Source organism: Microcoleus sp. Pol17C6, assembly GCF_036701145.1.
GTDB lineage: Bacteria > Cyanobacteriota > Cyanobacteriia > Cyanobacteriales > Microcoleaceae > Microcoleus.
In genome coordinates, this window is the sequence record NZ_JAUBQH010000062.1 from 16,396 (window position 1) to 38,176 (window position 21,781).

The window sequence follows — 21,781 nt, forward strand, 5'->3', positions numbered from 1 at the left end:
AGTTTTCAACCTTCTTTGTTTTTACAATAACTAGCAACTTAAGTTAAAATAAACCAATTTACACAAACATTTCTGGTTGAGGGTTAATACAATGGTACTCGAAGCCCCGTCTATCAAAGCCCAACCAACCGTCACCTGGGAACCCCTACCAGCTAACTACATATTACCCGACGATCCGGTGGAAAATACTCAACAACCTTCTCTCGCGGCTGCTCTCACCGATGCACTGGGAGCAGCAGGATGTATCCAGCCAGAAATGCTGATTGCCTCTAATTTGGGGTTAGTGGCCACAGTCAATAAAAAGATTGTTATCAAAGCTCCAGACTGGTTTTATGTGCCTCAAGTGAATCCTCTAGCAGAGGGAGTAATTCGTCGTAGTTATACTCCTAATACTGAGGGTGCTAATGTGGCGATCGTGATGGAATTTCTCTCGGAAGCAGAGGGAGGAGAACTATCAGTCAGAGCAACTCCTCCCTATGGCAAACTTCACTTTTACGAACAGATTCTTCAAGTACCTACTTATGTCACTTACGATCCCTACGAAGGTATTTTAGAAGTGCGGTATTTGCAAGATGGGCGATATGTTTTACATTCAGCCAATGAGCAGGGGCGTGTCTGGATTCCACAATTGGAACTATATCTGGGAATTTGGTCGGGGGAAAGGTTGGGACAAACCATGAACTGGCTGCGCTGGTGGGATAATGGAGGTAATTTGTTGCTGTGGAGTTCAGAACAAGCTGAGCAAGAAAGGCAAAGGGCTGAACAAGAAAGGCAAAGGGCTGAACAAGAAAGGCAAAGGGCTGACCAGGAAAGGCAAAGGGCTGAACGATTGGCGGCTAAGTTGCGCGAATTGGGAGTTGATCCAGATTGAAGGCTGATTGAAAGCTCATTTTCGATCGCCCTTAATACACAAGACTTGCCCAACCATCTACCAGAATAGGCGCAACCACAGGCAGATTGCGCCTACAAAACGCTATATTTTTTTGTGCGTAAGTCCTGAATCGAAAATCAAAAATCGAAAATCAATTGACGTGTGTAGCAATTCGTGATAATATTCTCCGCATTTGTCTCGATATAAAAAATATTTATGAATAAATCTTAAGTTTTAATTAAATTTAGTATTATAATTTTGGTAACTTCCAACTAAGTATTTATTCTCACTATGATAGCGGATCAATTTCCTTGGCTGACCGCAATAGTCATCCTACCCCTGCTAGCTTCCATCGCCATCCCTTTTCTGCCGGATACAGACGGCAAAACCATTCGCTGGTATGCCCTAGGCGTAGGTATCGCAGATTTTGTATTAATGTGCTGGGTGTTTTGGACTCATTACGATCCAAGCATCTCTACTTTCCAAATCGTAGAGCAATATTCCTGGATACCTTCTTTAGGCCTCAACTGGTCTGTGTCGGTTGACGGACTGTCTGTTCCGTTGGTACTGTTGGCGGGATTGGTGACGACACTATCAATCTTTGCAGCCTGGGAAGTCGATCGCAAGCCACGACTCTTCTACTTCCTGATGCTGGTGATGTACTCCGCACAAATAGGAGTGTTCGTCGCCCAAGACATCATGCTACTGTTCATTGTCTGGGAACTAGAACTAATTCCGGTGTACCTCCTCATCTCGATTTGGGGCGGACAAAACCGTCGCTACGCAGCTACCAAATTCTTGATTTACACCGCAGGCGCTTCCATCTTTATTTTGATAGCTGCCTTAGCAATGGCATTCTACGGCGGAGGCACCCCCACCTTCGACATGGTAGAACTAGGCTTGAAGGATTACCCACTCGGTTTAGAATTACTGCTTTATGCGGGATTGCTGATTGCCTTCGGTGTGAAACTGGCGATTTTCCCCTTCCACACTTGGCTACCTGATGCCCACGGTGAAGCATCTTCTCCCGTGTCGATGATTCTGGCCGGCGTATTGCTGAAAATGGGCGGATACGGACTGATTCGCCTGAATTTGGAACTTCTTCCCCAAGCACACGTTTACTTTGCACCGATTATGGCGGTGCTCGGCGTGGTCAACATTATCTACGGCGCGCTGAATTCCTTCGGCCAATCGAACATGAAGCGCCGCCTAGCGAATTCGTCGATTTCTCACATGGGATTCGTGTTGTTGGGTATTGCTTCATTCACGGATTTGGGAATCAACGGGGCGCTGTTGCAAATGATTTCCCACGGTTTAATCGCCTCAGTATTGTTTTTCCTGGCTGGCGTTACTTACGATCGCACCCATACAATGATCATGGACGAGATGGGCGAGATTGGAAAAGTCATGCCGAAAGTATTTGCCTTGTTTACCGCAGGCGCGATGGCATCCTTGGCACTCCCCGGAATGAGCGGTTTTGCTAGCGAACTCTCAGTGTTTGTGGGCGTCGCAACTAGCGATATGTACAGCGGTTCTTTCCGCGCGGTGACAGTGTTCCTGGCGGCAGTAGGACTGATTTTGACGCCGATTTATTTGCTGTCGATGCTGCGACAGTTATTTTACAACTGTGGGACACTAGCGGCTTGCGACCTTGAGGATCTAAATTTGCAGAATCAGAGAAACAATCTGGATGAAGCGGTTTGTTTCGGTAATAGTTGCGTTTTGCCGGGTGATGCACCGTTTATTGATGCTAAACCTCGGGAAGTGGCGATCGCATTTTGCTTTTTGATACCGATTGTCGGCATTGGTTTTTATCCCAACATGGCGATGCAAGTCTACGATGCCAAGACTGTCGCAGTCAACGCAGAAGTCCGCCAATCTTACATCCAAATTGCTCAACAAAATCCTCGGATTTATGCGAATCAACTTTTGGTTCCCAAGATTGCCCAAGCTCAAAAATCGCCTGCTTTGGACAAAATTACACGGTCTGAATCTGCATCGGTTTTTGGCATTGTCAAATAATTTTATCGAACTCTGTTTGTGTTGAAAATTGGGCGATCGCTTTTGTCAAAGGGCGATCGCTTTTTTCTTATCGCTGAATTTCAGAAATAATCTGCGCCAGATTCTCCCTAGCATATCCCACCTCAAGAATGGATTTATCCTCCAGCTCAGAGGCAACTTTATTCAAGATATTTAGCGGTTCTTCAGAGCCTGTCGTCTTCACAAACAACACTTGCAACCGAGTTTTTACTAATGCTAAAATAGAGCGACTTCCCTCGCCTTTATCCCCTTTCCGTTTAGCAATATTGATGCTCAATTTGTGAGTTTTCAATAGCCCCATTCTTTCTATTCCTTGCGTCTTAACCGTCTCCAAAACCTCCGCTCGAATCTGATCGACTAATCGGTCGGTCACATATTGCACGATCAAGGGCTGAAGAATAAAAACAGTTTCCCCGCCCTCACTAATTTTGTCAATCAGCGAGCGACGACCCAGAGAATCGAGATTTTTAAGCAAATCTGAAAGCGATGAATTGACCAACATCTGCTCTCGCAAAGTCGCCAGGGAAATCGGGCCTTGAGCAATAGCAATCCAGTAGGCAATCTCTTGTTCTGAACTCGACATTCTATCGAACTGCTGCGCTAGCAAATTGCTGATATGTTCTTCAATAAATAACGCCGTTGCTTCCAAAAGCTTTAAAACATTTCCCTCGAAAAACTCGTTAATTGTTGTCGCTACAATCTTTAATGCTAACAGATTGCCTCCGTACCGGGATAACAAGATTTTCAACTCTTGATCTTGAGCCGACAAACCTTTTTCTTGAAAAATTTCCCGCGCTATTTCCTCGGAAATAGCAGGTTTTAAAGACCGCACTTTTTCTCCCGCCAGCAAAGCCAGTTCCGTAGGCTCTTCCGAACTAACTAGCAGTAAACAGCTATTATGATTGACCTCACAGAGCCGCACAATTAAATCTCGATATCCTTCGTAGCCTTCGCGGTAGTGTCCCGCTAATTCTTCGGGTCGGAGAACCGCTTCAAAATCGTCTAAAATTACCAGACAGCGGTGTTTTCGCAAATACTCGACCAAACGCGAAATTTTGCTGTTGAGGTCGATCCTCTTCGAGGGTTCCGCTAACGGCACATCGGGTTTTTGTTGGTTAGAAAAAAGTTGAATTAAGCTCCCTAGGAAGTCGGATGGTGCGGGTGTCGATCGCAGCGATCGCCAAATCACAAAATCAAACTCATTCTGTACCTGTTTTGCCAACTGCACCGACAGAGTTGTTTTGCCGCTACCAGCCAAACCAAGCAGCGCTATTAGGCGACAATTATCTGATACAATCCACTGCTTTAAAGTAGTTAATTCTTCAGTCCGTCCGTAAAAAACCGAAACATCCGGTGCTTGACCCCAATCTTCCTGTCGGTGTCCAATCGCCATCTTCAATAGAGAGCCTTTACCTCCACTAAAATCGCTCGTTCCCTGATCGATGTGGTATGAAAACAGCAACTGATGCCTCAATTCCGAAAGCTTTCCAGGGCCGTTCCCCCCGATATGAAACTTTTTGTAAACTTCGCCAAGTCTTTTGCGAACGGCGATGTCGCTAATGCCAAGCTTTGTGGCGATCGTCGCTGTAGATTGACCGTCGAGAGCCATAAACACAGTTTCTAACTCGGCATCTGTGACACCGCGCTGTTTGGCGATCGTTTGCACAAAGTTTTGAGGAATCGGAGTAGTCAAGGTAGGAATCTCGTCTATACTAAAAATCTATCTTCTATTATATTGTGTGAGTTCTCGCGGGCGAGCAATTGAATCGAATCTACCAAAGTTCAGCTTGCTTTTTGTTGTTTGGGCAGTTTTAGATATTTATACCCAATTATCGATTGTGATACCAGTTTAAAAAAATGCAACTCTAGGCCCATACTCCAAACCAATACACAATCAGTCATTCCCAATTCTTTAATTCTTTAATCTAATATGGTATGAGAAACGGGGAGTTAATCTGCATTAATTGTTGCTATTTCCTACCCGTAAAACCTATTGTAGAGTGGAGGCGCGGCGCTTAATTTATGGCACCAAACCATAAATCTCCAACCGCACCACAACCCACGGCGAACCAAAAACCGGGTAAATTTACAATTTTTGAAAGCAGCGCTGTATCAGCCAAAATTTGTCGCACTAGCGCGGTATTCTTGGGCCGAAAGCAGCCGCCAACTCCCATCGCCCAGAAGTTCCAAAACCTGCTGGTGATATTTCACTAAACTCAATCGGTGGCCGACACTCACAAACGTAGTTTTAGTGGCTTGCAACTGCTCGTATAAATGTTGCTCGTTCTTCAAATCCAAAGCACTTGTCGCCTCATCCAAAATAGTGTATCTCGGTTCAGTCAATAACAATCTAGCAAAACCTAAACGTTGCTGTTCTCCCAGTGACAAAATCTCACCCCAATCTAAATCCGCATCAAAACCGCCCAATCTGTCCGGCAAATCGGCTAAGTTTACTGATGCCAAAACGCGGCGCAATTTTTCCTCATCAACCTCGCTGCTGGTATTGGGATACAACAGTTGCGATCGCAAACTACCCAAAATCATATAAGGACGCTGCGGCAAAAACAGCATTTCCTCCAATTCCGGCCGCGCCAAACGGCCGGTTCCCGATTGCCACAAGCCCGCAATTGCCCGCAGCAAAGAACTCTTCCCAGCACCGCTTTGACCGACAATTAACAGTCCTTCACCGGGCGACACGGCTACCGACAAATCTCTAATTAAAGTTTTTTGATGCTGCGGAGTATCTAAAGTAACGTGTTCCAGTGTCAATTGCGAACTTATAACTGTATCGATTGTTCTTAATTCTAGTTTAACAGCACTTTTTTTATCTATTAAAAACTCATTAAACGTGGCTAAACGATTAATTCCCGCTGCAAATAAACTCAAGCTTTCAATCCTATATACAACCAAAGAAAAGGCTTCTGAAACCTGACGAAAAGCAAATTCAGATTGAGTAATATCGCCGTATCTGATCTCACCTGCAAAGTAGATAGAAGCCAGGAATAAGGAGGGAATAATATAAGTTGCATATCTATAGCCAACTCTAAAATATCCCAAATTACGCTGCCAACCAATTAGTAAATGAAAATTCCTAACTGCTTTTAAAAATCGGTGTTTCACCTGAACAGATTCCTGTGCTTCTCCTCGGTAAAAAGCAATTAATTCTGCATTGTCCCGAATGTGAACCAATCCATAGCGAAAGTCAGCCTCTTTGGAGAGCTGATTGAAGTTCAAAAATATCAACCTTTTGCCAAAAATTACCATAACTGTCGTGCCAAAGACAGCATAAATAATTAGTCCGATCGAAAGACCTTTGGAAATAGACCACAGAATGCCTGTAAAAAAAATAATATCGATCACTGCCCCCAATATCAGCAGCAAAAACTCTAAACTTGTGCTAGTGAAAGATTTGATATCTTCAGCAATCCGCTGGTCGGGATTGTCGATTTCCTTCTGAGAATTGATTTCGTAATAAGCGCGGTTTTGAAAATAACTACCCAGGAAACTCTCACTCATCCACTCTCGCCAGTACAATCCCAGTTTATCTTGGGTATAGCCGTAAATAACAACTATCGGGGTACCGATAATAAAAACTCCAGCATAAACCCACATAAACCGCCAAAAAGTAATCTGATCTTTTTCAGCCAGTGCTGTCGTGAAAAAATTACTAATATAGCTAATCACTACGTTAATTCCACTAACAGATAGTGACAAAAATAGCAGGAGAGCTAACATTGCCCACTGTTTCCAGCGCGGTATCAACTTGCTTCTAAAAAAGACAAAAGCAGCTAGCGGGAGGATTAGCATTAAACCAACGATCGCAATTTTCGGTGAGTAGATAATTCCTTTGATTAAAGTAGCTAAACCAGCCGCAACTCCATTAAAAGCCTCTGGAAATAAGACTTGAGCACCCAAACATACAGCGCTGACGAGTACAAACATCGCAGCGAAGAGAAATATCAACAACAGCGCTACTAATCCTAAAAAGATTCTGCCTCCCCCAGGCTCTAAAGGATAAAAGTAAGGTTGAGCGATCGCAATAAATCTCTGCCACAACTGACGGTCAAATCGATTCATCTTTGCTGTTTACAAAACTACTTTGACTTTTTTAACATATCAAGTCTTGTGACAAACCGCAGCAGTAATTTATTTCGGAGTTTTGCGAAAAAATTTGTCTCACCCCCAGGCGGAAACTTTTTTTCCGAGTTAACTGGTGGAGATAAAAAAGTTGGGATCTTAGTTCAAGCTCTTAGATTCATCTGTGGAGTCAATCCTTTAATCTCAAATCTAAAATCTCCAATCGATGGGATCAGAAGCAGTGGCGCTTTCGCCGGACAACGCCGACTGCAATTTACTGCTGTAAAATCGCTGGCTAATTCCTAAAATTACTTGTTTCATTACCCAATACAAAACAGCAATTACTACAAAAGTTACAGCCATTACTAAAACCGGACGCTTACCTATCAAATCGTTCATTACTGTGTTAACTAGCGCATCGGGGTTAGTAAGAATATCCCAAGTGTTGAAGCGGATAAATCGCCCTAAATAAATTCCGATCGCCGAAAGTGCGTGTATAGTTATCTCTGTTGCCAGGATAAATTTACTCCAACCCTGTTGCTTCAAATAGTAACCCAAATTCATCACCGACAGGACGTAAGCCCCAAACCCGACCAGCATAAACGCCAGATACTGCGGGATCAAAGCTAGAGTCACAGTCCATACCGAGTTCCCCTCTTTAATCTGCTCAATCAGGTGAATGATATCAGTTAAAACGTAGGGCGCATTGGGCAAAAATGCGATAAACCAGAAAAAACCGCCCCACCAGCGGAGAGAGCGAACTCCGCGCTGCCGCAGTACCCAGATGTCTAAAGCCATCAGTGCCAGCGTAATCGCGATCGCGCCCAAAAGGTAAGTTTTTCCTACATCTTGCACAATGTGCTTCAGATAGTTAAAAACATGGCGCGTACTGGGCAAAAAAGTAGCGCCCAGGAGAATGCCCGTACCCCACAGCAGCCAGCGCGATCGAGGTTTGCGGAACAGCCAAAAACTCAGGCCCAGCGGTACTAAACTCAAAAACAAATTCCAAGACATCCAACGGACATTGTGTCCCATTGCTTGCAGCGCTTCCAGGATTAATCCCATCATGTCAATTTTTATACAATTAAAGGTTTGATGCAGCACCGCTGCCTTAGCAGCTTCAGTCTATTTTAGTCGTTAACTTGTAGGGTGCGTCAGCTTATCGCTCCGCGCCTGAAAATTAAGAATTGCTAACCCCCCCTACCACTGTGGAGTCAATCTCTAATCTAAAATTTAAGATCGAGTGACGCACCAGACTATTTATACACTTGGTGGATCGGAATCTCAATCTTAAAAGTTGTTCCGCATCCTATGGACGAAATACAGTCAATCTTGCCCTTGTGCTTTTCCACCACAATCGAGTGCGCGATAGACATTCCCAACCCCGTACCTTTCCCCACAGCTTTCGTAGTAAAAAATGGGTTAAAAATTCGTTCAACTATCCCATCGGGAATCCCCGTACCGTTGTCCGAAATTTCTACCCTCACAGTGTTCTGGGTGGTTACATCAGTGGAAATAGTAAGGCGGCCACTCTTGGTCTCTAATTGTGGAACCGATAACTGGTGATATCGTTCTTCAATAGCATCAATTGCATTAGCAATAATATTCATAAACACCTGATTCAGTTGGCTCGCATAGCACTCCACCAGTGGCAGGTTTCCAAACTCCTTAATTACTTCAATTTCCGGGCGGCTGTCCCGACTCTTCAAGCGGTGCTGCAAAATTAACAAAGTGCTTTCAATCCCCACGTGAATATCGACCGGCTTCATTGCGGATTCATCCAGTCGTGAGAAATTTCTGAGGGACAACACAATTTGCCGGATGCGCTCGGTTCCTACCTGCATTGAACCCACAAGTTTTCTTAAATCCTCAGCCATGAAATCCAAATCTATCTCTTGAATGCGCTCCACAATTTTTGAATTATGTTCGGGATACTCATGTTCGTAAAGACTCACCAGATCAAGCAACTGTTTTGTATACTGGTTTAGATAATCAATATTAGCGTAAATGAAGTTAACGGGATTATTAATCTCGTGTGCAATCCCAGCCACTAATTGCCCCAAAGAAGACATTTTTTCAGTTTGGATGAGCTGAGTTTGAGTAGAGCGCAATTCCTGCAGCGCTGACTCTAAATCTCGAGCTTTTTCTCTTTCTCGCGCCTCGCTTTGTCGCAGTGCTTCCTCTGCTTGCTTGCGAGTCGTAATATCCTGGCAAAATCCAATTATTACCTTAGCCTGACCGTCAACATTCCTGCTAAAAATAGTATCCCGACTTTGCAGCCATAAGAATTCACCATCTGCGGCCCGCATCCGGTACTCAATTTCCCTAATTTCGCCATCTTCAACTCCTACAAAGCTCGCGTGATGTTTGATAATTTTAGGCAAATCTTCGGGGTGTACTAACTGAGGCATCAATGACGAATCCATCGCTGTAATCTCATCAAATGTATAGCCCAAAAGCCCGAACACTGAAGTATTAGCGTAGATGTTTCGCTCTTCTTCTAAGTCGTAGAGATACAAAATACCGGGAGTAGCTGATGCTACTTTTTGAATAAACTGCTGGCTTTCTTGCAAAGCTAATTCAGCTTGTTTGCGATCTGTAACATCAACGGCGATGCCGTCCCAAAGAAGATCGCCGTTTTCTTTAGCTTCAGGACGCGAATTTATCTGAAACCAATGAATTTTGCCGGAAGGTAGCAGCATCCGTCCTTCCCACTGCGACGGTTGCAGATTTAGGGCTGAAATAGCAACAGATTCGTCATAATTTTGGCGGTCTTCGGGATAAATCAAATCTGTGACCAAAGCCGCATTTTTCAGAACATCTTCTGGTTCTAACTCAAAAATTTCTCGGCAAGCAGCACTTATGTAAGGAAAACTAAAAGAGCCATCGGGACATAACAAAAATTGATAAATGATTCCAGGCAAATTAGCAGACAGCTTTTGGAATTTTGCCTCGCTTTCCTGCAGTGCTTCCTCTGCTTGTTTGCGCTCCGTAATGTCAGTAATTGAACCAACCATGCGGACTGCTTTTCCAGATGCGTCCCACAAAGCTTGTCCCCGACTCAATATCCATTTGTAGGCGCTGTTGTAGCACCACAATCGGTATTCGGTGATGTAATGCGGCGTTTTTCTCTCCAAGTGTTCTTGAAGAAGTTGCTGAGAAATCGCTAAATCATCGGGATGTAAACTCTTATTCCATTTGTTATTGTAATCGCTAATATCACTATCTTCGTAACCAGTGATTTCCTTAAAACGCTCTGACACAAAAAGTTCACCTGTTTGCAAGTTCCAGTCCCAAATGCCGTCATTGTTGCCTTTGAGTGCTAACTGCCAGCGTTCTTCAGTTTCCATCAATTGAGCAGTTCTCTGTTTGACTCTATCTTCTAGTTCTTGGTTGAGTTGTTTGAGACTTTCTTCTGCTTGTTTGCGTTCGATCGCAATTCCTGCTAAGTTTACGATCGCCTCTATCAATTGCAGCTCAAAAAGATGGGGGTGGCGCGGTTGGGAATAATACATTCCAAAAGTTCCCAAAACCTGACCCTGAGATGAAAAAATAGGAGTAGACAAGCAAGCTCTCAGTCCAAAACTCAAGGCTAAATCTCGAAAATTTTCCCACAAAGGATCGCTGGCAATATCTGTAACGATCACCTGTTGGCGGCTAAAGGCAGCAGTGCCACAGGAACCGACATCCGGGCCGATGGCTATGCCATGAATAGCAGCATTGTAACTGTCGGGCAAACTGGGCGCTGCTCCGTGCAGCAAATGTTTGCCGTCTGGAGCGAGAAGCAATATTGAACCCATGACATCTCTAGATTGTTGTTCGATAATTTCAACTAAAGTATTTAAAGTAGCGCCAAGATTTGTGCCCTTAGCAATCATTTCTAAAATTTGTTTTTGACCGGTCAACCAACTTTCAGCTTGCTTGCGCTCCGTAATGTCGCGGGCTATCCAAATAAAAGTGTTTTCCTGCATTGGAGAAATGTTAGCGACAAACCAAACTTCTTGGTGGTCTATTTGCAGGCTGTATTCTATGGAACGGGTCTGTTTTGTGTCGGCGGTAAGTTGAATTTGACTGAGGAAAAAATCTGCTGTTTCTTGTGGCAGGATATCGTGCAGAGTTTTGTTTATAAGTTCCGCCGACGGTTTGTATAAAAGTTCTGGATTTGTGGGCGCAATTTTTAGATAACGTCCCTCAATATCAATCACAAAAATTACGTCGTTCATGGCAGCGAACAAAGCTCGAAGTTCCGATTCAGAAGCTTGGAGGGCGATTTCAGCTTGTTTGCGATCGCTAATATCCGTCCCGATACAAAGCAGTCCTGCCACATTTCCCTTCGCATCTAGTAAAGGTTTATTTGTCCACGCTATCCACACCCTTTCTCCATTGCTGCGGATGTTTTCATTTTCGTTTTGGAAGTATTTTTCCGGCTGTGTCAAACAGTCTCGAATCATTGCCGCCAGGTCACTTTCGGATAAATCTGTTTTCGGTATAATTGTGCCGATCGCACTTTTGCCAATGATTTCTGCTTCTGAATACCCGAAAAAAGTTTCAGCACACTCGTTAAAAAAAGTAATCTTGCCTTCACTGTCTAACTGCACAATCATGCTGTTAGCATTCTCAACTAATTGCCGATACTTAACTTCGCTCGCACGCAGTTTCGCACGACCGTACACCCAGCTAAAAACCACCGCCCCGCTCAAAAGTGCCAGCAAGCCACCTCCAAAAAGCAGCCAGCCCCGAAACGGCGAACTCGCAGGCCATCCTCCCGCCGGAATTGCTGCCAACTGCCAGGAACCGTTGGGCAAAGTTACTTCCAGCAGCACGGGATTGTGCTGAAAAATTGACCCGTCACCGAAAAACACAGGGCCGGATGCTCCCTTCCCGTCTTTGCCCCGCAGAGCGTATTGGAGCTTTGCTGAGGAGTCGTTGAGTCCTGCTTCCTCAATCAGGGAATTTTTGTCGATGATTAGACCTGTCAAGCCCCAGTAAACTCCTGTTTCAGGCTCGGCGCCGGAGGGTGTGAGAAAAATCGGCGATCGGCTGATGAAAGTCTCGTCCCCCTCCAATAATTTCACGGGCCCGGCTAGCAAAGTTTTTCTGGTTCGGATGACCTCTTTGACCATTTGCCGCTGTTCGGGTAGCGCCGTCAAGTCAACCCCGATCACCCCTTCATTTCCCTCCCGTGGGTAAATGTAAGCGACCGTCGTGCCTTTAACTAAAGTTATGGCGCGGATTCCCGGTTGCTGTGCCACCAGAATTCTCGCCGTCGCTGTAAACTCGGCTTCGGTGATGTTGGGGTTGTTGGAAAGGTAGGCCCCCAAACCCCGCATCAAAAACAGGCGGGAATTCAAAGAGCCTTCGAGCTTAGAACGGACTGTGCTGAGCCGATCGAGGGTGCTAGCGCGGTTGTAGTGAAAAAACCGCCGCTGTTCCGATCGATCTAAAATGCTAACTCCGACCAAAATTGCTATTGATGCCGAAATTGCTGCTAAATACGGTGAAATTTGAATTTTTTTCACCTTCAAGTATTCCATCTGCCGGCGGTTAAGATATATTTTTTAGATCTTTAGATAGATTTAGTTTAGTTTGATTTCTCTAGGCAAATGCAAGATTTTCGGCATACCGGGCTTTTCGCAAGCGGGCGCGAGTTTTTTGTGTTCTAGGACGCCTGCCGAACGTCGGCGATCGCCAAGCCTCTCATCATCAATTCTATGGAAAAAGTTTTAAATCTCAAATCGACTGACCGAAAGTAATGTGGTCATAAGCCCCCGGATTCATTCCTTCGCAGACTCACGACGGGTCAATCTCAAATCTCAAATCTCAAATCGACTGACTCCCCCTTAATCGGGTAGGGCGCGCCATGCTCCCGCACCACAGCGGTGGGGCAGCGCGTACCCGAAAGACGGGAGTTATTAGCTAAAATAAGGTTAGCAATAATTTTTTTCAGCGCTACGGCTAATCATTCATAGGGGCAATTTGATGCAAGAACAGTTGATGGAAGCGATCGCACCTTACCGCGATCGCGTGGATTATCTGGAAGTTCGCCTCGAACAAAGCGAGTCAACTGCGATTAGTTTTCGCGGTCCTCAGTTAGATGCTGTCAACCGAAGTTTTAGTCTCGCCGGTGGCATCCGCGCCTGTCACAAAGGCGGCTGGAGTTTTGTAACTTTTAACGGTTTAGATGAGTTAAAAGACCGCATTGAAGAAGCTGTAGTGCAGTCTCGTTTGGTTGGCAGCGAAAAAACTATACTAGCAGATGTCACCCCGATTCAAGATTATGTAGCGGTGGAATTGGGCCGCGACCCGCGCTCTATTACTCTAGCCGAAAAGCGGAAATTGCTCGAATCTTACAATCAGTTGCTGTTAGATTATGACCCGCGAATTCAGACGACAATGGCAGGTTACAGCGACAGATTTGGGATTACTTATTTTGTGAATTCTCAAGGTACTTGCATCGCTCAAGAGCGCTTGGACGTGACCGGACGTTTCGGGGCGATCGCCCGCGGCGAGGGCGGTGTCGTCCGCCAAGGGTTTGAGTCGATTCACTCGCGATCGGATTACGATGTCTTGACAAATATTGAAGATCGTGTTAAGAGTGCGGCCGTTCGAGCTGTGGAGCAACTAGAGGCAAAATCGGTGAAAGGCGGTCAGTATCCGGTGATTTTAGACCCTTATTTATCGGGGGTGTTTATTCACGAAGCTTTCGGGCATTTGTCAGAAGCAGATGGTATTTACGAAAACCCGAAAATGCAGGAATTGTTGACTTTGGGCAAGCCTGTGGCGATCGAACAATTGAATGTAATAGACGACGCAACTGTGCCGGGATTGCCGGGAACTTTGAAATACGACGACGAAGGCGTGCCGGCTCAGTGCAAGCATTTAATTAAAAATGGAGTTTTAGCGGCTCGGATGCACAATCGCGAGACTGCGGGAAAAATGGGCGAAAGTCCGACGGGAAATGCCCGGGCTCTGAGTGCTACTTTTATGCCTTTGGTGCGGATGACTAATACTGCGATCGAGTCTGGCGAACATTCTTTTGACGAAATGGTTGCCGACATTGACGAAGGAGTTTATGCAGTGCGGATGTTGGGAGGACAAACCAACGGCGAAATGTTTACCTTTGCGGCGGCTCAAGGGTTCATGATTCGCGACGGCAAATTGGCCGAACCGGTCAGCGATGTCACTTTAAGCGGCAATGTATTTCAGACGTTAAAGGATATTGAGTCGATAGGAAACGACTCGGTTTATGCCTACGGCGGTTGTGGTAAAGGCGGTCAGAGCGGTCTACCCGTAAGCGTCGGCGGCCCCCATTTGCGGATTAAAAATGTTGTAGTCGGAGGAAGGTAATCATTAGTCATTAGTTATTAGTTCAAGAGTTACGCAACTGGTTAAGGTGAGGGCGCCCTCACGCCTCACCTTAACCAGTCCGGGACACTGACAAGTTGACAAACCACTCAAAATCTACTATTGAGGGCTTCAGCTAGGTCGTTCGGTGTTTGGGGGACTTCAGAAATTACAGAGAAATTGGGGAAGTGCGATCGGGATTATAGACTTTACCAGACTTTGCTGATTTTTTGTTTAATTCCCCTTAACTCGCCTTCATCTCTATCCGATTATTCTGCCTAATCGGAATCTCAATCACAAATTCTGAACCTCGCTCTGGCTGCGAAAAACATTTCAAATCTCCGCCGTGCTTCTCCACCACAATCTGATAGCTGATCGATAATCCCAAGCCCGTGCCATCACCCAGAGGTTTAGTTGTAAAAAAAGGATTAAACAGCCGATTTATTACATCACTTGTCATCCCCGGGCCATTGTCTTTAAAACTGATTCTTACCCACTCGCGATTCAGCATAGAAGTAGCAATCGTAATCGTCCTAGGCTCGTTTTTAATTTGCTCAGGGCAGAGTTTTTTATCATAGTGATTCAAGGCATAAATGGCATTGCTTAGCAAATTCATAAATACCTGATTCAACTGACAGGCATAACATTCTATTTGTGGCAAATCTCCGTATTCTTTAATAACTTGAATAGACGAAGAATTCGGCTTAGCCTTGAGCTGACTCTGCAAAATTACTAGAGAGCTATCGATTCCCTCATGAATATTAACGGGTTTCATCTCAGCTTCGTCTAGGCGCGAGAAGTTCCGCAACGTCACCACAATCTGACGGATACGTTCTGCCCCCAATTGCATCGAAGACAGCATTTTAGGCATATCCTCTTTGATAAATTCCAGCTCTATTTGCTCAATCAAAGCTTCGATTTCAGGGTATTTGTCGGCATCGTGCTGTTGGTAAAGTGTGATTAAACTCAATAGCTGATGAGTGTAATCGGCGACATAAGTTAAGTTGCCATAGATGAAGTTAACAGGATTATTAATTTCGTGGGCAATACCTGCAATTAGTTGTCCTAAGCTCGACATTTTCTCAGTCTGAATAAGCTGAGACTGGGTGCGCTGTAAATTTTGCAGTGCCAGTTCTAGTTGGATGGCTTTTTCTCGCTCTCGCGCTTCGGATTGCCGCAATTTCTCCTCTCTTTCTTGGCGGGAGCGCTCGTTTTCCTTTAGTTGTTGCACATGGGACAATGTTTTGTTAATTGTAATTTCTAAATCCTGAAAATCTATAGGCTTCGTCAAAAAATCAAAGGCCCCACCGTTCATCGCCTTTCTGATATTTCCCAAGTCGCCATAGGCAGATATAACTACTGTTTGGACCAGAGTAACTAGCTCGTTAAGTTTCGCGAGCAAAGCCATACCATCCATCACTGGCATATTAATGTCTGTCAGTACAATATCTATATCCGGCTGTTCTAGCAACTTGGAAAGCGCTTCTACGCCATTATGTGCAAAAAAAACTTGGTATTCTCCTGTGCGGATCTTGGTTCTAAATTTCTGGGAAATTAAACATTCTAAATCTGGCTCGTCATCCACAAATAATATTTTAGCTGGCATCTTGAGAGCCATTTCGGTTGTAGGCGACATTTTTTGAACTCCTGGGGTTCATTAACTTATCCAACGAGTAATTTTTATCTACTTTACGTCCTATTATAGATTATTTCAGGAGTAATGAAAAGGCTGGTTTCTGCAATGGCAAACCGGATGGCTAGAATAGGCTCTGAGTTTGGTAAAAGTCGATGGATTAGCTAAGGTTGAGTGTCGTCCTCGTTTGTCTGATTGGAATTTCAATCCAGAACTCTGTTCCCTGCCCCACCTCTGAAAAACACTTCAATGCGCCCCCATGCTTCTCCTGTACAATTTGGTAGCTGATATAGAGACCCAAACCAGTACCCTCACCTACAGGCTTAGTAGTAAAAAATGGTTCAAAAATACGGTCTTTCACCAGGGCGGTCATTCCCGGCCCATTGTCCAGAATTTGAATGACGACACGGGATTTTTCCTCTAGCAGAAAAGTGCGAATAGTAATGGCCAGCGGGCAAGCGCGGATGTCCTCTAGTGACCGTTGTTTGTTGTACTCCTTCAAAGCATCAATCGCATTAGAAAGGATGTTGATAAACACCTGGTTTACTTCTGCAGCATAGCATTCGACTAAAGGCAGAGCGCTGTAGTCCTCGATCACTTGAATCTCTGGACGCGCTGCCCTTGTGTGAAGTCGATTGTGCAAAATCATCAGGCTGCTTTTTATCCCCTCGTGAATGTCAACAGGCTTTATATGAGCTTCATCCAACCTTGAGAAGTTACGCAAAGACAAAACAATCTTCTGAATGCGGTCAACACCCCCTTTCATCGAAGCCAGAATTGCGGGTAAATCTGCTATCAGAAATTCCAAATCTATGGCTTCGATTTCAGTTTTAATCTCCGAACTGGGAGGAGTGTAATGCTGCTGATAGAGATGCAGCAGGTGGAGTAGGTCTTGGATATAATCACTGACGTGGCTGATATTGCCGTAGATAAAGTTGACGGGGTTATTGATTTCATGGGCAATCCCCGCAACCACTTGACCCAAAGAAGACATTTTTGCAGTCTGAATCAGTTGAGCTTGGGTCTTTTTTAGGTCTTGCATACAGCTCTGTAAATGCTGAGCTTCTTCTCTAGCGCGAGCTTCTGACTCCCGCAAGCGCAGATTTTCTTTTAACTGTTGCACCTCGCGCAGCGTTTTGTTGAGGGTAATTTCTAAATCCTGAAAATCTATCGGCTTGGTTAGAAAGTCAAAAGCACCGAAGTTCATCGCATTTCTTATATTTTTCAGGTCGCCATAGGCTGATATAACTATTGTTTTGAAAGGGAGGTTTATCTGATTAAGTTTAGAGAGTAAAGTCATGCCATCCATTTCAGGCATATTAAGGTCGGTCACTACTATATCTACATCCGGGTATTCTTTCAATTTTTCCAGCGCTTGTACGCCATTGTGGGCAAAAAAAAGCTGCCATTTTTCGGCGCGGATTTTTTTCCTAAATCTCTGGGAAACTAGAGATTCTAAATCGGTTTCATCATCCACAAACATTATTTTTGCTGACATATTAATTTTTTAGTGACTCTTAAAACTTATAAAGACTTAGCGTTCCAGAAGAACCGAAGGAAAATGCAATCGAGCAATTTCAACTCGACTGAGATACTCCTTTTAATTACCAATTACTCATTACGAATTACTAAATATGTTTCCTTGTGAATTTACTCCAAGTTGAGTATTTTATTTTTTAGTGTATCAAAATTAACAGGCTTAGTAATATAGTCATCAGCTCCATAAGCCATTGCGGTTTGGTAATTTTTCTCATCTCCATAAGCCGTAATCATAAAAACTTTTAAATCGGGAAACTTTTCTTTGAGAATCCTGAGCAGTTCTAGCCCATTCATTCCTGGCATATTAATATCCGATAAAATCAATACAATAGACGCTTCATCCTGATTTCCTAAGTAGTTCAAAGCTGCCTCTGCGGACAGACAAAAATGAAATTGAATTTGCCCGGCTTTGATTTCTTTCCTAAATTTCTGCTTGAACAGTGACTGGATATCTTCTTCGTCGTCTACAACCATTACTTTCATTTTTTGAACTCCTTAATTTCTGCTACTTTTTTGGGGCAATATGATTATAAACTCTGTGTAATTTCCAACTTCTGTTTCGACTTTGAGTTCTCCTCGGTGTTGCTGGACGATAACATCCTGACTTATAGACAGACCTAGACCAGTACCTTCGGCTGGTGGTTTTGTAGTAAAAAAGGGATTGAAAATTTTATCGAGTACCTCGGGTTTTATACCTGAGCCATTATCGCGAATGCGGATTTCAATCGCGTCACCAAGATTTCGAGTTCTCACGTCAAGCAGCGGTGAAAATTCTTGTCCGATTTCTTGCTGCTTTTTATAGGCTGCATAGCAAGCATTGCTAATAATGTTAAGAAAAACCCTACCGATATCTTGTGGCACGACCTCTACTTCGCCAATGTCTTTGTCATAGTCGGTTTCTATGGTAATGTTAAAAGCAGCTTCCTTCGCTCGCATCCCGTGATAGGCTAGATTGATATATTCGGCTAATAAACTATTTATATCTGTAGCTTCCCAGTGACCGCTTTGTCCGCGAGAATGCAAAAGCATATTACCAACAATTTTGTCTGCTCTTTGACCGTGTTGATTGATTTTTTTAAGATTAGCTGTGAGATCTGTTAATAGCTCGGCAATATCCTCACTGGTTTCGGGATCTAAACGTTCTGCTTGATTTTCAATTTTTTCAAACAGTTCTTCTGTTAATTCAGCAGAAAGTTCTGAGAAATTGTTGACAAAGTTTAAGGGGTTTCTGATTTCGTGGGCAATCCCTGCGGTTAAACTGCCCAGAGAAGCTAGTTTTTCTTGGACAACAATTTGATTTTGCATAGCTCTGAGATTTGCTTCTATCCGCTGGCGCTCTTCAATCTCATTTTGCAATTGCTGCACAGTATGGGTGAGTTCAGATGTACGCTCCTCGACTTTGATTTCTAGTTCCTCATTAGCTTTTTGCAGTGCTTCTTGAGCTTGCTTGCGATCGGTGATATCGCGCACGATCGCCACATATTCTTGGAGATCCTGATTGGAAAGAGAAGCTTGTTGAGAGAATCGGTTTGAGATGGCAACTTCGAGGATTCGCGAGTTTCCATCGGGTAAGTTGAGGGTTTGTTCGCTGCGACTGAGCCACTGCTCTGGCTGAGCCGCTAATCCGGGTAGTAATTTGTTCAGGTAAGACCCAATTAGCCTTGTAATATCTATTCCGAAGACGCTTTCAGCAGCGGGATTAGTCTGACGAATTACACCTTTTTCATCCAGCACTACAATAGCATCTAGGGCAATGGTAAAAAGCTGTTCTGCTCCCTCTCGTGCCTCGTCCATTAAGACAACCTGGGATATGCTCGTCCAACAGGCAACGGCTACCCCGACAAAGGTGATACTCAAGACTAGCACTACCAAAAGATTAGAGGCAAGACTTGAGTTAGCCTCTAAGGGAATACCAAACAACCAGCCGACAGTAACGGCGCTACAAATCAGTAAAATCGCGACTACAACCTGAAACGCCACAAAATCTGGTATCAAGCTCTTGCGATCTTGCCGATAACGCTGAATCCACCATTCTGGATGAAACGGTGCAAAGGGAATGCGACGGATAGCCGCATCGACTACGAAAATAACCACAGGAAACAGCAACCCAATCAGCACATCTTCCCGACTCCAAGCTAAGCCTCCAACCAGCAACACCACACCATTTAAAATAAAGAAGCCTAATGCCCACCAAGGCCATCGCACTTCTGGAGATCCTCGCCGCAGCCAGAGTCCGAGATAGAGTGACATCAACATTACGATGAAGGCAACACAACCAATCACCAATAGCCGAGTTATATCTATCCAAAATAAACCGATCAAATTAATTAAAACGCAAAATATCAAGCCCGGTTGCAGAACACCTCGGCGGGAAACGATCGCAAAAACGGGTGCAACATATCCATCTAGAGCGAGTTGGTACAAAATTCGGGGAGAGTTAGAAACCGCAGTGGCGCAAGCTAGAAAACAGCTTGAAGCCAGCAATAGTGTCACGATTAATGAAGCTGACGGGCCCCAAAATGGTACGGCGGCTGCTGATAAATTCTTAAACGAGTCTTCCCCCAGTCCTTCAGCGGTGGCTAAGCGCATTAGTACCCAGGAGTTGGCTAGAAATATCGGCACAATTAGCGCGGCAGCTAAGTTCAGAAACCGCAAAGTTTCACTGGGACGACGGCTGTCGGCGACAAAGGAAGAAGCGGTTTCGCAGGCGCAAGTAGCGTAGATCGCGAAGCATGACCACTTAGCCCAGTCCACAAAGGTTAAGGTTGGCCAACTGCTGGGGAAAAGTCCGGGACTCTCTGGAGATAAAGCTAACCATCCCATTCCTTGAATGCCAAACACCAGTAGAAATCCAATTGCTGGGAACACGAAAAATGCGTGCAGTATTCCTAGAGCGCGAGTGCCGCTAAATGCCACAATATAAGCGATCAGCGTGAATCCAACTATGAGAATTGTTCTGGGACAGGGAATGCCCAAGGGTTCCAGGTTAGCTTGGATGAGGTCTGTGATGACGATCGCATTCACTGATGGATATACTACCCAACTCAGAAAGTAACCGAACGCCGCATAGCGACCCAGAGAGGGATAGTTCCTCAGTAGCCTGGTGATATAGTTGGGTGTTCCCCCTGACATCTCTGGCCAATGTTCCCCTAAGCGCTTCACTTGCAGGTTCAGCATTACCCCCAACAGCACCGCGGGCAGCCAGACGAAAATTGCATTTGGGCCCAGAGCCGCGTACATTGGTGGTGCAATTGTTACCCATGCGATATGACCGCTCAGGCCAAAGCCCCAGGTTTCAATAGAACTCAGGCTTCTCTGGAGGCGCATGGGCGATCGCCTACTAAAATTTTCTGTTGGGGAAGGCTGAGTTGGTTCTGAATGGTAGCCGTTTTCCGGCTGGTGTCGGATGTCTGTCGCCATCAATTTTACCTATATATTTTTTGGATATTGCACTCGCTACCCGATGTTCAGGTTTATATATCTAAACTTGTTTCTGTTAATAATGGTTGCTAGCCTTAAATTTTGGCTAAGCTGCCTTTCCCAGTCAACCATGAAAATCTATCTCAATCCATCTTCAATATTATCTTATTACATTTTATTTCTAACTTCTGAGTGTTGCTAATTTTGTGTTTTTTTAGCCATGCCGTTGATGGCTTCGCCTAACCCGTTGGGTATTTAGGGACTTCAGGCATTACAGAGAAATTGGGCAGGATTTACGCAACTGTCACACCTTTGTGTGCCAGTACCAAAAAATTAGACAATAAATATCGGAACTTCGGCAAGTTTTAGTTGCTCAATTAAATAATTTGATAGCAGCCGTGTTTAATTTGATATATTGTTTGACGAGTTTTATCGGCTAAAATTTTGAGCGCCTACCCCACGCAAGTTCATGGCAAGCAATATGATTTGTGGGAATTCTAGCTTGACGGCACTGGCAATATTCTCTCCCCTTAGTTGCTTGATTTCCCTAGGAAATTGCTCAATTTTCCAAGGAATAGCACACATATGAGTGTACGTTATTCGTGCTGGATTGAGTTTGGTTGTTAGTCGCGACTGTCCACTTGTCAGTGCCCCAGACTGCTTAAAGTGATGGGTGAGGCGGTGATCACTCCCTCACCATGTGCCAATTGCGTAACTCCTGTAGTTAATTAGTAGAGTGGGCCTCGGCGCACCTTACTACTAAAGATAGTGTCAAAATAGATTGGAGTTTAGACTAAACGGTGCTTCACGCACCCAAGCCGCTCAATCATGTAAGACAGACAAATGAGCTGCGTTGA

The 21,781-nt window shown here is 44.6% G+C and carries 11 protein-coding genes; 3 read left to right on the forward strand and 8 right to left on the reverse strand.

What is annotated here, in order from left to right:
• Nucleotides 1-91: 91 nt before the first annotated feature.
• Complete coding sequence (locus QUA25_RS23665) at nucleotides 92-871, forward strand: Uma2 family endonuclease (RefSeq protein ID WP_333041593.1); 780 nt, start codon at nucleotides 92-94, stop codon at nucleotides 869-871.
• A 291-nt stretch (nucleotides 872-1,162) separates the two neighbouring features.
• Nucleotides 1,163-2,893: an NAD(P)H-quinone oxidoreductase subunit 4 gene (locus tag QUA25_RS23670; RefSeq protein ID WP_333041595.1), complete on the forward strand. Its 1,731-nt coding sequence runs from the start codon at nucleotides 1,163-1,165 to the stop codon at nucleotides 2,891-2,893.
• Nucleotides 2,894-2,960: 67 nt separating this feature from the next.
• Here the strand turns inward: QUA25_RS23670 and QUA25_RS23675 are convergent, their stop codons facing one another.
• From QUA25_RS23675 to QUA25_RS23690, 4 genes are all read right to left on the reverse strand, one after another.
• The gene (locus QUA25_RS23675) at nucleotides 2,961-4,604 is read right to left on the reverse strand and encodes an NB-ARC domain-containing protein (RefSeq protein WP_333041596.1); all 1,644 of its coding nucleotides are present in this window, start codon (nucleotides 4,602-4,604) and stop codon (nucleotides 2,961-2,963) included.
• A gap of 419 nt (nucleotides 4,605-5,023) precedes the next feature.
• The gene (locus QUA25_RS23680; RefSeq protein ID WP_333041598.1) at nucleotides 5,024-6,988 is read right to left on the reverse strand and encodes an ABC transporter ATP-binding protein/permease; all 1,965 of its coding nucleotides are present in this window, start codon (nucleotides 6,986-6,988) and stop codon (nucleotides 5,024-5,026) included.
• Between the two features lie 210 nt (nucleotides 6,989-7,198).
• Nucleotides 7,199-8,056 (reverse strand): DUF1361 domain-containing protein, encoded by an 858-nt coding sequence (locus QUA25_RS23685; protein WP_333041599.1) that lies wholly within the window; start codon nucleotides 8,054-8,056, stop codon nucleotides 7,199-7,201.
• Nucleotides 8,057-8,244: 188 nt separating this feature from the next.
• Entirely contained in the window at nucleotides 8,245-12,507 is a 4,263-nt protein-coding gene (locus QUA25_RS23690) for a PAS domain S-box protein (RefSeq protein ID WP_333041600.1), read from the reverse strand.
• A gap of 460 nt (nucleotides 12,508-12,967) precedes the next feature.
• On the opposite strand from QUA25_RS23690, the gene QUA25_RS23695 reads away from it, so the two are divergent.
• Nucleotides 12,968-14,335 (forward strand): TldD/PmbA family protein, encoded by a 1,368-nt coding sequence (locus QUA25_RS23695; protein WP_333041602.1) that lies wholly within the window; start codon nucleotides 12,968-12,970, stop codon nucleotides 14,333-14,335.
• A 241-nt stretch (nucleotides 14,336-14,576) separates the two neighbouring features.
• On the opposite strand, the gene QUA25_RS23700 is transcribed toward QUA25_RS23695, so the two are convergent.
• The 4 genes from QUA25_RS23700 to QUA25_RS23715 form a co-directional block, all read right to left on the reverse strand.
• The gene (locus tag QUA25_RS23700; protein ID WP_333041604.1) at nucleotides 14,577-15,968 is read right to left on the reverse strand and encodes an ATP-binding protein; all 1,392 of its coding nucleotides are present in this window, start codon (nucleotides 15,966-15,968) and stop codon (nucleotides 14,577-14,579) included.
• Nucleotides 15,969-16,125: 157 nt separating this feature from the next.
• Nucleotides 16,126-17,463 (reverse strand): response regulator, encoded by a 1,338-nt coding sequence (locus tag QUA25_RS23705; RefSeq protein WP_333041606.1) that lies wholly within the window; start codon nucleotides 17,461-17,463, stop codon nucleotides 16,126-16,128.
• Nucleotides 17,464-17,615: 152 nt separating this feature from the next.
• Nucleotides 17,616-17,987 (reverse strand): response regulator, encoded by a 372-nt coding sequence (locus QUA25_RS23710; protein WP_333041608.1) that lies wholly within the window; start codon nucleotides 17,985-17,987, stop codon nucleotides 17,616-17,618.
• A 12-nt stretch (nucleotides 17,988-17,999) separates the two neighbouring features.
• Entirely contained in the window at nucleotides 18,000-20,924 is a 2,925-nt protein-coding gene (locus tag QUA25_RS23715; protein WP_333041610.1) for an ATP-binding protein, read from the reverse strand.
• Between the last annotated feature and the right edge of the window lie 857 nt (nucleotides 20,925-21,781).

What these genes read in the sequence shown, in the direction of transcription:
- QUA25_RS23700 (WP_333041604.1), bottom strand. Translation starts at nt 15,968, where the DNA reads ATGTCGCCTACAACCGAAATGGCTCTCAAGATGCCAGCTAAAATATTA.
- QUA25_RS23685 (WP_333041599.1), bottom strand. Translation starts at nt 8,056, where the DNA reads ATGATGGGATTAATCCTGGAAGCGCTGCAAGCAATGGGACACAATGTC.
- QUA25_RS23705 (WP_333041606.1), bottom strand. Translation starts at nt 17,463, where the DNA reads ATGTCAGCAAAAATAATGTTTGTGGATGATGAAACCGATTTAGAATCT.
- QUA25_RS23710 (WP_333041608.1), bottom strand. Translation starts at nt 17,987, where the DNA reads ATGAAAGTAATGGTTGTAGACGACGAAGAAGATATCCAGTCACTGTTC.
- QUA25_RS23715 (WP_333041610.1), bottom strand. Translation starts at nt 20,924, where the DNA reads ATGGCGACAGACATCCGACACCAGCCGGAAAACGGCTACCATTCAGAA.
- QUA25_RS23665 (WP_333041593.1), top strand. Translation starts at nt 92, where the DNA reads ATGGTACTCGAAGCCCCGTCTATCAAAGCCCAACCAACCGTCACCTGG.
- QUA25_RS23695 (WP_333041602.1), top strand. Translation starts at nt 12,968, where the DNA reads ATGCAAGAACAGTTGATGGAAGCGATCGCACCTTACCGCGATCGCGTG.
- QUA25_RS23670 (WP_333041595.1), top strand. Translation starts at nt 1,163, where the DNA reads ATGATAGCGGATCAATTTCCTTGGCTGACCGCAATAGTCATCCTACCC.
- QUA25_RS23680 (WP_333041598.1), bottom strand. Translation starts at nt 6,988, where the DNA reads ATGAATCGATTTGACCGTCAGTTGTGGCAGAGATTTATTGCGATCGCT.